6 protein-coding genes, 1 tRNA gene and 3 rRNA genes are annotated in these 12,307 nt (G+C 41.3%); 7 read left to right on the forward strand and 3 right to left on the reverse strand.

Annotated features, from left to right (window positions below; genetic code table 11):
• Nucleotides 1-8 precede the first annotated feature (8 nt).
• From hflC to rrf, 7 genes are all read left to right on the forward strand, one after another.
• Entirely contained in the window at nucleotides 9-971 is a 963-nt protein-coding gene (gene hflC / locus GYM76_RS00115; protein ID WP_065561907.1) for a protease modulator HflC, read from the forward strand.
• Between the two features lie 19 nt (nucleotides 972-990).
• On the forward strand, nucleotides 991-2,289 hold the full coding sequence (locus GYM76_RS00120) for an adenylosuccinate synthase (RefSeq protein WP_065561908.1): 1,299 nt from the start codon (nucleotides 991-993) through the stop codon (nucleotides 2,287-2,289).
• 81 nt (nucleotides 2,290-2,370) lie between these two features.
• The gene (gene purT / locus GYM76_RS00125) at nucleotides 2,371-3,552 is read left to right on the forward strand and encodes a formate-dependent phosphoribosylglycinamide formyltransferase (RefSeq protein ID WP_255561355.1); all 1,182 of its coding nucleotides are present in this window, start codon (nucleotides 2,371-2,373) and stop codon (nucleotides 3,550-3,552) included.
• Between the two features lie 301 nt (nucleotides 3,553-3,853).
• Nucleotides 3,854-5,391, forward strand: a 16S ribosomal RNA gene (locus GYM76_RS00130).
• Nucleotides 5,392-5,444: 53 nt separating this feature from the next.
• Nucleotides 5,445-5,520 (forward strand) — tRNA-Glu (locus GYM76_RS00135).
• Between the two features lie 207 nt (nucleotides 5,521-5,727).
• A 23S ribosomal RNA gene (locus GYM76_RS00140) occupies nucleotides 5,728-8,626 on the forward strand.
• Nucleotides 8,627-8,779: 153 nt separating this feature from the next.
• A 5S ribosomal RNA gene (rrf, locus tag GYM76_RS00145) occupies nucleotides 8,780-8,895 on the forward strand.
• The 16S, 23S and 5S rRNA genes sit together here with 1 tRNA gene alongside, the layout of an rRNA operon.
• Before the next feature lie 545 nt (nucleotides 8,896-9,440).
• Here rrf and GYM76_RS00150 read toward each other — a convergent pair.
• From GYM76_RS00150 to GYM76_RS00160, 3 genes are all read right to left on the reverse strand, one after another.
• Nucleotides 9,441-10,235 (reverse strand): ABC transporter ATP-binding protein, encoded by a 795-nt coding sequence (locus tag GYM76_RS00150; RefSeq protein ID WP_065561755.1) that lies wholly within the window; start codon nucleotides 10,233-10,235, stop codon nucleotides 9,441-9,443.
• A gap of 2 nt (nucleotides 10,236-10,237) precedes the next feature.
• Nucleotides 10,238-11,182 (reverse strand): ABC transporter permease, encoded by a 945-nt coding sequence (locus tag GYM76_RS00155; RefSeq protein WP_065561756.1) that lies wholly within the window; start codon nucleotides 11,180-11,182, stop codon nucleotides 10,238-10,240.
• A 66-nt stretch (nucleotides 11,183-11,248) separates the two neighbouring features.
• Nucleotides 11,249-12,226 carry an ABC transporter substrate-binding protein gene (locus GYM76_RS00160; RefSeq protein WP_255561356.1) on the reverse strand — a complete coding sequence of 326 codons (978 nt, stop codon included), beginning with the start codon at nucleotides 12,224-12,226 and terminating at the stop codon, nucleotides 11,249-11,251.
• Nucleotides 12,227-12,307 lie beyond the last annotated feature (81 nt).

Consider the following 12,307-nt stretch of genomic DNA (forward strand, 5'->3'; position numbering starts at 1 on the left):
AGAGAAAAATGCGAAAATTATTGATTCCTATAGTTTTAATTTTAATTGTTGGGCTTTATTCAAGTGTTTATGTGATTGAAGAAGGCACGCGTGGTGTGGTTTTACGTTTTAATAAGATTATTGGGTTATCTCAACCGGGTCTCCATTTTAAAATGCCTCTTGTTGATAGCATTAAAATAATCGACGCTAAAATACAAACCACTAATAGCTCAAATAATAATAACGAAAAGCGCTTTTTTAACGTTCATAAGAAAGAGTTAATAGTCGATTATTTTGTGCAATGGAAAATTGTAGATTTTAATCGTTATTATGAAACTATTGCTGGTGGTAATGATGTTAATGACTTAATCTTGGCTCGTTTAAACGGTCGTTTGCGTTCTGAAATAGGTAAATTAAGTAACCGAGATATCATTAATGATACTAATGCTGATACCAAATCAAGAAATTCATTAATGGCAAGTGTTAAAGATGCATTAAATGGTTCACCGCAAGATGTTGAAGAAAATTTACCAATCGATAAATTGGTCAATGATGCGAAAAAAGATCCTGAAAATAGTAAAGCCAGTTTGAGGTCCTTTGGGGTAGTTGTGATTGATGTTCGAATCAAACAAATCAATTTCCCTGCTGAAGTGTCAGGATCAATTTATGCTAACATGCGAGCTGAACGTGATATTATTGCGCGTGAAAAACGATATGAAGGTGTTAAAAAAGCTGAAGAAATAAGAGCGAAAGCTACATTTGAAAAAACTAAAATAATATCGGAAGCTGAGCGCCAAGCTCGATCTATTCGTGGTGAAGGTGATGCAAATGCAGCTAAACTTTATGCAGAAGCTTTTGGTAAAGATATTGAATTTTTTAGTTTTATTCGTAGTTTGAAAGCTTATGAACAAAGTTTTACAGGTAATGATGTTATGGTCATTAGTCCTGATAGTGAATTTTTCCAATATATGAAACTAAAGTCTAACAAATAATACAATGAGTAAATAAACTATGAGTAATAATGTTGTTGTGCTAGGTACACAATGGGGTGATGAAGGCAAAGGAAAAGTTGTTGATTTACTCACAGAAAAAGCAAAATATGTGGTACGTTATCAAGGCGGACATAATGCTGGCCATACCTTAGTTATTAATGGTGAAAAAACAGTATTACATTTAATTCCATCAGGTATTTTACGTAATGATGTCATTAGCATCATCGCAAATGGCGTTGTGCTTTGTCCTGATGCTCTTATGAAAGAGATGAAAGAGCTTGAGGAAAATGGTATCCCTGTTAAAGAGAGACTTCTAATTTCAGAATCATGTCCTTTAATATTGCCTTATCATATAGCATTAGACCAAGCTCGAGAAAAAGCACGTGGTAATAAAGCGATAGGCACCACAGGTCGAGGTATCGGTCCTGCATATGAAGATAAAGTCGCTCGTCGTGGATTGCGTGTAGGTGATTTACGTGATCGCCAAGCATTTGCTGAAAAATTGAAAGAAGTTATGGAATACCACAACTTTCAATTAGTAAATTACTATAAAGTTGAAGCGGTTGATTATCAAAAAGTCCTTGATGACACATTAGCGATTGCAGATATTTTAGTGGCTATGATTGCAGATATTCCGACACTATTAGAAGATGCTCGGAAAAAAGGCGAAAGAATCATGTTTGAAGGGGCGCAAGGTACTTTACTTGATATTGATCATGGTACTTATCCCTTTGTTACCTCTTCAAATACTACTGCTGGCGGTGTAGCAACAGGATCAGGCTTTGGTCCTCGTTATGTTGGTTATGTTTTAGGTATTGTTAAAGCTTACTCTACTCGTGTCGGTGCAGGCCCTTTCCCAACTGAATTATTTGATGATGTGGGTGAATATCTTTGCAAACAAGGTAATGAATTTGGTGCAACAACTGGTCGTCGTCGTCGTACTGGTTGGCTTGATGCGGTTGCTGTACGAAAAGCCGTACAACTAAATTCAGTTTCTGGTTTCTGTTTAACTAAACTTGATGTTTTAGATGGTCTTAAAGAAGTCAAAATCTGTGTTGGTTATCAATTACCAAATGGTGATGTCATCAAAAATGCACCAGCTGCTGCTGAAGATTGGAGTTTAGTAAAACCTGTATATGAGTCTATGCCTGGTTGGAGCGAGTCAACGTTTGGTATTAAAAGTTATGATGCTTTACCACAAGCAGCCAAATCCTATATCAAACGAATTGAAGAATTAACCGAAACACCAATTGATATTATATCAACAGGTCCGGATCGTAGCGAAACCATGATTCTACGTGATCCTTATCAAGCGTAATTGTAAATAAAAAATCGGGTGCGTTTTCCCGATTTTTTATTTTTAGGATATTAAAAATAGTTAACTGAGTATGAGGACATTATGGCTAAATTAGGGACGCCGTTATCACCCACTTCAACCAAAGTTATGCTGTGTGGCGCAGGTGAATTGGCTAAAGAAGTTGTGATAGAGCTACAAAGGTTTGGTTGTGAAGTTATTGCTGTTGATCGCTATGCTAATGCACCAGCAATGCAAGTTGCTCATCGTTATCATATTATTAATATGCTAGATGGTAATGAACTGAGAAAAATTATTGAACAGGAAAAACCGGATTTTATTGTTCCTGAAATTGAAGCCATTGCAACGCAAACTTTAGTTGAGTTAGAGCAAGAGGGATTTACGGTTATTCCTACTGCAAAAGCAGTCGCGTTAACCATGAATAGAGAAGGAATTCGTCGCCTTGCTGCTGAGCAACTAAATCTACCAACTTCACCTTATCGGTTTGCTTCAACCGAAATAGAATTTAAAGATGCTGTAAAAGAGATTGGTTATCCCTGCTTAGTTAAACCAGTGATGAGCTCTTCCGGTAAAGGGCAAACATTATTACGCAGTGAAGCTGATCTTCAATTAGCCTGGAAATATGCACAAGAAGGTGGTCGAGCTGGTGGCGGTAAAGTTATTATAGAAGGTTTTATCGACTTTGATTACGAAATTACCTTATTAACAGTTAGGCATATCAATGGTGTTTCTTATTGTGAACCGATTGGGCATCGTCAGGAAAAAGGCGATTATCGGGAATCTTGGCAGCCTCAACAAATGTCTTGTAACGCTTTAGAGCAAGCAAAAGATATTGCAACCAAAATAACTCAAGCATTAGGAGGACACGGTTTATTTGGTGTTGAACTGTTTGTTAAAGGCGATAAAGTTTGGTTTAGTGAAGTATCGCCTCGTCCTCATGATACTGGAATGGTAACTTTAATTTCCCAGAATCTATCTGAGTTTGCCTTACATGCCAGAGCCATATTAGGCTTGCCTATTCCACTTATTGAACAATATCATGCTAGTGCATCTGTGGTCATAATGGTTGAAGGTGAATCAAAACAGGTATCGTTCACAAATTTAGATAACGCATTAAGTCAACCAAATACTGATTTACGTTTATTTGGCAAACCACAAGTTGAAGGTTGCCGTAGAATGGGGGTTGCACTTGCTAGTGCTGTAACAGTGGAAGAAGCAATAAATAAAGCCGATGCTATCGTAAAACAGTTAAAAATAACCCTATAAGACGTTGCTTTGTGTAAAAAGCAATCACTTAATCCAAAAAAAGCAAATTTTGCAAAATAGGGGTTGACGTAAACATGTGAAGTGAGTAACATACGCAACCCTTGAGACAGCAAACTAAAACAACAAAATGTTTAGTTGAATTTAAAGCTGTCAGCTCTTTAAAAAGAAGAAACAGACAATCTGTGTGGGCACTTGCGAGACAAAAAATTAAAAGTCTACGGACTGAAAAAATTAAGTCTTGATAAGTGACACTGAAGATTCATTTGAATATGTCAGAGACAGTTATTGAGCATCAAACTTTAAATTGAAGAGTTTGATCATGGCTCAGATTGAACGCTGGCGGCAGGCTTAACACATGCAAGTCGAACGGTAACATGAGTGCTTGCACTTGATGACGAGTGGCGGACGGGTGAGTAAAGTATGGGGATCTGCCGAATGGAGGGGGACAACAGTTGGAAACGACTGCTAATACCGCATAACGTTGAGAGACCAAAGCATGGGACCTTCGGGCCATGCGCCATTTGATGAACCCATATGGGATTAGCTAGTTGGTAAGGTAAAGGCTTACCAAGGCGACGATCTCTAGCTGGTCTGAGAGGATGACCAGCCACACTGGAACTGAGACACGGTCCAGACTCCTACGGGAGGCAGCAGTGGGGAATATTGCACAATGGGGGAAACCCTGATGCAGCCATGCCGCGTGTATGAAGAAGGCCTTCGGGTTGTAAAGTACTTTCGGTAATGAGGAAGGTGATGTATCTAATAGGTGCATCAATTGACGTTAATTACAGAAGAAGCACCGGCTAACTCCGTGCCAGCAGCCGCGGTAATACGGAGGGTGCGAGCGTTAATCGGAATGACTGGGCGTAAAGGGCATGTAGGCGGATAATTAAGTTAGGTGTGAAAGCCCTGGGCTCAACCTAGGAATTGCACTTAAAACTGGTTAACTAGAGTATTGTAGAGGAAGGTAGAATTCCACGTGTAGCGGTGAAATGCGTAGAGATGTGGAGGAATACCGGTGGCGAAGGCGGCCTTCTGGACAGATACTGACGCTGAGATGCGAAAGCGTGGGGAGCAAACAGGATTAGATACCCTGGTAGTCCACGCTGTAAACGATGTCGATTTGGAGTTTGTTGCCTAGAGTGATGGGCTCCGAAGCTAACGCGATAAATCGACCGCCTGGGGAGTACGGCCGCAAGGTTAAAACTCAAATGAATTGACGGGGGCCCGCACAAGCGGTGGAGCATGTGGTTTAATTCGATGCAACGCGAAGAACCTTACCTGGTCTTGACATCCACAGAATCTTGCAGAGATGCGAGAGTGCCTTCGGGAACTGTGAGACAGGTGCTGCATGGCTGTCGTCAGCTCGTGTTGTGAAATGTTGGGTTAAGTCCCGCAACGAGCGCAACCCTTATCCTTTGTTGCCAGCGATTCGGTCGGGAACTCAAAGGAGACTGCCGTTGATAAAGCGGAGGAAGGTGGGGACGACGTCAAGTCATCATGGCCCTTACGACCAGGGCTACACACGTGCTACAATGGCGTATACAAAGGGAGGCGACCTCGCGAGAGCAAGCGGACCTCAGAAAGTACGTCTAAGTCCGGATTGGAGTCTGCAACTCGACTCCATGAAGTCGGAATCGCTAGTAATCGTGAATCAGAATGTCACGGTGAATACGTTCCCGGGCCTTGTACACACCGCCCGTCACACCATGGGAGTGGGTTGCACCAGAAGTAGATAGCTTAACCTTCGGGAGGGCGTTTACCACGGTGTGATTCATGACTGGGGTGAAGTCGTAACAAGGTAACCGTAGGGGAACCTGCGGTTGGATCACCTCCTTACGAAGTGCTCGTAAGTGTTCACACAGATTGTTTGTTTAATAAGAAATAATTAAGTCCCCTTCGTCTAGAGGCCTAGGACATCGCCCTTTCACGGCGGTAACAGGGGTTCGAATCCCCTAGGGGACGCCATCAGATGAGATTATTTCTAAAATAAAATTATTTTTGTATTTATTTGATATTCGAATGAATAGAAAGATAAAGCTCTTTAACAATTAGGAACAAGCTGAAAGAAACGAGTTCTCGTTTTTACGGAAGGCATTTGTATGAAAATATGAATGTAATGAAGTAGAAAAGAGAAAAAAGCGTAATTAAAACCAAGACAACTGTGAGTTGTAAGGTTAAGAAATTAAGCGTACACGGTGGATGCCTAGGCAATCAGAGGCGATGAAGGACGTGTTAATCTGCGAAAAGCGACGGTGAGCCGATAAAAGGCGCTATAACCGTTGATGTCCGAATGGGGAAACCCAGTGCAGGCGACTGCACTATCATCTGATGAATACATAGTCAGATGAGGCGAACCGGGAGAACTGAAACATCTAAGTACCCCGAGGAAAAGAAATCAACCGAGATTCCCAAAGTAGCGGCGAGCGAAATGGGAGTAGCCCAAGCGGGTAGCATAATGTATTAGTGGAAGCGTCTGGAAAGTCGCACGATAGAGGGTGAAAGTCCCGTACATGAAAATGCATTATGTGGAAGCTTATAGAGTAGGGCGGGACACGTGATATCCTGTCTGAAGATGGGGGGACCATCCTCCAAGGCTAAATACTCCTGATTGACCGATAGTGAACCAGTACCGTGAGGGAAAGGCGAAAAGAACCCCGGGAGGGGAGTGAAATAGACCCTGAAACCGTGTACGTACAATCAGTGGGAGCTGTTACCGTTGGGTAATAGTGACTGCGTACCTTTTGTATAATGGGTCAGCGACTTATATTCTGTAGCAAGGTTAACCGAATAGGGGAGCCGAAGGGAAACCGAGTATTAACTGTGCGTTAAGTTGCAGGGTATAGACCCGAAACCCGGTGATCTAGCCATGGGCAGGTTGAAGGTTGGTTAACACTAACTGGAGGACCGAACCGACTAATGTTGAAAAATTAGCGGATGACCTGTGGCTGGGGGTGAAAGGCCAATCAAACCGGGAGATAGCTGGTTCTCCCCGAAAGCTATTTAGGTAGCGCCTCATGTATAACTGTTGGGGGTAGAGCACTGTTTCGGCTAGGGGGCCATCCCGGCTTACCAACCCGATGCAAACTCCGAATACTGACAAGTTCAATCATGGGAGACACACGGCGGGTGCTAACGTTCGTCGTGAAGAGGGAAACAACCCAGACCGCCAGCTAAGGTCCCAAAGTCATAGTTAAGTGGGAAACGAAGTGGGAAGGCTTAGACAGCTAGGATGTTGGCTTAGAAGCAGCCATCATTTAAAGAAAGCGTAATAGCTCACTAGTCGAGTCGGCCTGCGCGGAAGATGTAACGGGGCTAAAACTATGCACCGAAGCTGCGGCAGTGCACGTAAGTGTATTGGGTAGGGGAGCGTTCTGTAAGCCGTAGAAGGTGTGTTGTGAGGCATGCTGGAGGTATCAGAAGTGCGAATGCTGACATAAGTAACGATAAAGCGGGTGAAAAGCCCGCTCGCCGGAAGACCAAGGGTTCCTGTCCAACGTTAATCGGGGCAGGGTGAGTCGACCCCTAAGGAGAGGCCGAAGGGCGTATCTGATGGGAAACGGGTTAATATTCCCGTACTGGCTATAACTGCGATGGGGGGACGAAGAAGGCTAGGTTTACCACCTATTGGATGGTGGGTTAAGCGTGTAGGGGTGTGATTAGGCAAATCCGGTCACTGAGACCCTGAGGCGTGATGACGAGCTACTAAGGTAGTGAAGTAATTGATGCCCTGCTTCCAGGAAAATCCTCTAAGCTTCAGGTTATAGTTAATCGTACCCGAAACCGACACAGGTGGTCAGGTAGAGAATACTCAGGCGCTTGAGAGAACTCGGGTGAAGGAACTAGGCAAAATGGTGCCGTAACTTCGGGAGAAGGCACGCTGATGTTAATTGAAGTCCCACGCGGATGGAGGTGAAATCAGTCGAAGATACCAGCTGGCTGCAACTGTTTAATAAAAACACAGCACTGTGCAAACACGAAAGTGGACGTATACGGTGTGACGCCTGCCCGGTGCTGGAAGGTTAATTGATGGGGTTATGCGTAAGCAGAAGCTCTTGATCGAAGCCCCAGTAAACGGCGGCCGTAACTATAACGGTCCTAAGGTAGCGAAATTCCTTGTCGGGTAAGTTCCGACCTGCACGAATGGCGTAATGATGGCCAGGCTGTCTCCACCCGAGACTCAGTGAAATTGAAATTGCCGTGAAGATGCGGTGTACCCGTGGCAAGACGGAAAGACCCCGTGAACCTTTACTATAGCTTGACAGTGAACATTGAGCCTTAATGTGTAGGATAGGTGGGAGACTATGAAGTGTGTACGCCAGTATGCATGGAGTCATCCTTGAAATACCACCCTTTAATGTTTGATGTTCTAACCTATACTTCTGAATCGAGGTAAGGGACACTGTCTGGTGGGTAGTTTGACTGGGGCGGTCTCCTCCCAAAGAGTAACGGAGGAGCACGAAGGTTAGCTAATCCTGGTCGGACATCAGGAGGTTAGTGCAATGGCAAAAGCTAGCTTGACTGCGAGAGTGACGGCTCGAGCAGGTACGAAAGTAGGTCATAGTGATCCGGTGGTTCTGAATGGAAGGGCCATCGCTCAACGGATAAAAGGTACTCCGGGGATAACAGGCTGATACCGCCCAAGAGTTCATATCGACGGCGGTGTTTGGCACCTCGATGTCGGCTCATCACATCCTGGGGCTGAAGTAGGTCCCAAGGGTACGGCTGTTCGCCGTTTAAAGTGGTACGCGAGCTGGGTTTAGAACGTCGTGAGACAGTTCGGTCCCTATCTGCCATGGGCGTAGGAAAATTGAGAGGGTTTGCTTCTAGTACGAGAGGACCGAAGTGAACGCACCGCTGGTGTTCGGGTTGTGATGCCAATTGCATTGCCCGGTAGCTACGTGCGGAATAGATAAGTGCTGAAAGCATCTAAGCACGAAACTAGCCTCGAGATGAGTTTTCCCTGAAGAGATTCAGTAAGGTCCGTTTGAGACTAAGACGTAGATAGGTCAGGTGTGTAAGTGTAGTGATACATTGAGCTAACTGATACTAATGAACCGAGAGTCTTAACCTTACAACTCGGAGTTGTTTTGGGTTACGCGAAGTTGAGAGTAAGAAATCATCGAAAGATGGTTAAAGATTAATAAAACAGTTTGTTCCGGATTGAGCGATTGGTGAAGATATGTGATAATCATCATCAGTTGAAAGAAAGAGAAGACAGAATATGTCTGGCGGTAATAGCGCGGTGGTCCCACCTGACCCCATGCCGAACTCAGAAGTGAAACGCCGTAGTGCCGATGGTAGTGTGGGTATTACCCATGTGAGAGTAGGGTGCCGCCAGACTTTTAAATTAGAGCGAAAGCCCAGCAGCAATGCTGGGCTTTTTTGCATTTAGGGATCAGTATTTTTAATACTATTGAGCAAATAAATTCCTATATCTCTCTGATATTTTTAGCAGCTTAATAATCGACGAAAATCAAAGAATAGAACAAAACACTTCCTTTAAATAATTAATGCGTTAAATGCTACTTACCTATAACTTAAAAACATCATAATTTCTTTCATATTATCTTTAGTAACAAGATAATTTGGGGGAAAAGTAATCTTTTCTAAAATACTAAATACATCTAAATTAACAAAATTATTAAATTAAAAATTAAAGGGTTTAATGACTTCATGATTGGATGATTGGATGAATAACGCTTAAATGAAACCAAAGTTAATTTGGTAGATAAAATATGGATTTTGAGAATACTCACAAAATCAATAACCATTAATAGTGAGGGATAAAAGCGTGTTAGATTCAGTGTTAATGGAGATTGAATAAATGAACAATAGATTGAAAAAAGCAATATTCATTAAATAAATATTGCTTTAAATTTTTATTATTAGCCTAAAAGTAGGGCATCATCTGTTACTTTTTCACCGCGAGTTTTTTCGAACATCTCTAATAAATCATTGACGGTTAATTTATCTCGCTTTTCCCCTGAAACATCAAGCACCACTTGCCCTTGATGAAGCATGACTGTTCTAGTGCCGTATTCTAAAGCTTGTTTCATTGAATGGGTAACCATCATTGTGGTTAACTTATTTTTTAAAACAATTTCATTAGTGAGATCCAAAACGAATTGTGCTGTTTTGGGATCAAGTGCAGCAGTGTGTTCATCAAGTAATAAAATCTTAGATGGTTGTAATGTCGACATTAATAGACTTACTGCTTGTCTTTGTCCTCCTGATAATAATCCCATCATATCTGATAAGCGATTCTCAAGGCCTAAATTGAGTGTTGCTAGTTTTTCTTTAAATAAGGCCCTCAGCTTGCGATTTAATGCTGGTAGTAAAGTGAAACTATTACCTCGGTTATAAGCAATCGCTAAGTTTTCTTCAATAGTAAGATTTTCACATGTCCCTACCATAGGATCTTGGAATACTCGTGCAACCATACCGGCTCTTTTCCAAGCAGGCCAACGAGTCACATCTTTATTATTAATAATCACATGTCCCGAATCAGCAATCAAATCACCACTAATCACATTAAGTAAAGAACTCTTTCCTGCGCCATTACTACCGATTATAGTAACAAACTCACCTTCACTGATATTGAGATTTAAACCTCGTAATACATGATTTTCAATTGGTGTTCCTTGATTAAACGTCAATTGCAATTGCCCAACATTGATCATGCTTACTTCCCTCTTCTTTTTGAGTATTTTTTCAGTTGTTTTGGTAAGACTAAAGCTAAAACAACCAATATTGCCGTGATAAGATTTAAATCTTCTGTACCGACACCGATCTCTTGTAAAAATTCATTGCTAAGTGCAAAGGCAATAAATAAACGGTATAAGATAGCGCCGAAAATAACAGCAATCATAACCGCCCAAATGCGTTTTGTTGGGAAAATACTTTCACCTATAATGATTGATGCAAGGCCGATAACAATAGTCCCCACCCCAATAGTAATGTCAGCACCGCCTTGAGTTTGAACAAATAATGAACCACCAAGTGCGATTAATCCGTTTGAAATTGCCATACCTAAAATAGTGATACCACCTGTTGGAATTCCTTGGGATTTAGCCATTCGTTGGTTAGTACCAGTCGCTCTTAAAGCCAATCCGATTTGGGTATTTAAAAATAGGTTAAGTAGCAACCAAAATACAACAACAAAAGCTAAAACCATAAGTGGTTGCACTAAATATTGATTACTATAATCTTCATTAATAAATGGAGAGAAAATAGTTTTTGCATCGAGTAAAGATAGATTAGGCGAACCAGCCATTCTTGGTGTTTCATCCATGAGATAAGGTCCTAATCCTAAAATTCTTAGATTAATTGAATAAAGGCCTATCATCACGATAATACTTGATAGTAATTGTAATATGTTAAGTTTAACATATAACAGTCCAGTCATTGCACCGGCAATACAACCTGCAAACATACCTAGAAAAGTTGCAATCCATGGATCAATACCGACATACATACACAAACCACATACTGCCCCACCAAGTGGGAAACTCGCATCAGCGGTTAGATCGGGGAAGTCAAGTAGTCGAAACGATATAAACACGCCTAAGCTAACTAATGCGTAAATAAGTCCTATTCCAACTGAGCCTAATAAAAATTCAAATGACATGAAAATATCCACTAAAAAAAGTAACCGCCAAAGTAGGCGGTTTAGTTATTAAAACGGTTTAATAAATTATTTTTCAACAATTTTTGCTGCTGATTTTAAAACCTCTTCAGATAGAGTGACACCTTGGCGTTCAGCAGCCTTTTTATTAATAGTTAATTGTGTGATGTTACCAACTTGTGGTGGAATATCACCTGGTTTTTCACCATTAAGAATTCGAATAACAATTTTACCTGCTTGGCGACCAAGGTCATAATAACTCATTCCCAAAGCAGCAATTGCACCTCGTTCAGCTGAATCAGGATCTGATGCAAGAAGAGGAATTTTGTTTTCATTGGCAACCTTTGCTAATGCTTCATAAGCTGAAACGACGTTATTATCGGTTGTTGTGTAGATCAGATCAACTTTTCCTTTTAAACTTATTGCGGCGGTTGAAATATCAGATGTTCGTTGTGCTGGTGCAGCAATAATTTTCATGCCGCGTTTTCCAAGTGCAACTTGTAATTCTTTAAGCACAATTGTGGAATTTACTTCACTTGGGCTATAAACATAACCAATATTTTTTGCATCAGGTTTAATTTTTAACATCATAACGATTTGTGATTCTAAAGATAATGCATCTGATACACCAGTTACATTGGTTTTAGAAGCTTCCCAACTAGGTGTTAATTTAGCAGCAACGGGATCAGTGACAGCAGTGAATACAATAGGAATCGTTTTGGTTGTTGCCACTAAAGCTTGGGTGCTAGGTGTTGCAATACCAACGATAACATTGGGCTTATTAGCAACAAATTGTTTTGCTATTTGGGCAGCATTAGCGCTACTACCTTGAGCACTAGCAAACTGTAATTTTAAATTTTGACCAACAATATAGCCATTATCTTTTAATTCATCTTCAACACCTTTGCGAACATTATCTAATGCAGGATGTTCTACAATTGCTGTTATCGCGACATATTTTTGCTCAGATTTATTATCTGCTAATGAAAAAAATGTTACTACAGACAAACTAAGTAACATAAAAAGCTTGATGATTAAATTCCGCATGTGGTGCTCCTGTAATATTTATTTTACAACCAACCTAATTATACGTTTACTATAAAGCAAAAACAGATAATTTTCTAGATT

It is taken from the genome of Gilliamella sp. ESL0443, from assembly GCF_019469165.1.
Taxonomy (GTDB): Bacteria; Pseudomonadota; Gammaproteobacteria; order Enterobacterales; family Orbaceae; genus Gilliamella; species Gilliamella apicola_E.

Excerpts from the sequence above, each read along its gene's own strand:
- GYM76_RS00150 (WP_065561755.1), bottom strand. The coding sequence starts at position 10,235 with ATGATCAATGTTGGGCAATTGCAATTGACGTTTAATCAAGGAACACCA.
- hflC (WP_065561907.1), top strand. The coding sequence starts at position 9 with ATGCGAAAATTATTGATTCCTATAGTTTTAATTTTAATTGTTGGGCTT.
- GYM76_RS00160 (WP_255561356.1), bottom strand. The coding sequence starts at position 12,226 with ATGCGGAATTTAATCATCAAGCTTTTTATGTTACTTAGTTTGTCTGTA.
- GYM76_RS00155 (WP_065561756.1), bottom strand. The coding sequence starts at position 11,182 with ATGTCATTTGAATTTTTATTAGGCTCAGTTGGAATAGGACTTATTTAC.
- GYM76_RS00120 (WP_065561908.1), top strand. The coding sequence starts at position 991 with ATGAGTAATAATGTTGTTGTGCTAGGTACACAATGGGGTGATGAAGGC.
- purT (WP_255561355.1), top strand. The coding sequence starts at position 2,371 with ATGGCTAAATTAGGGACGCCGTTATCACCCACTTCAACCAAAGTTATG.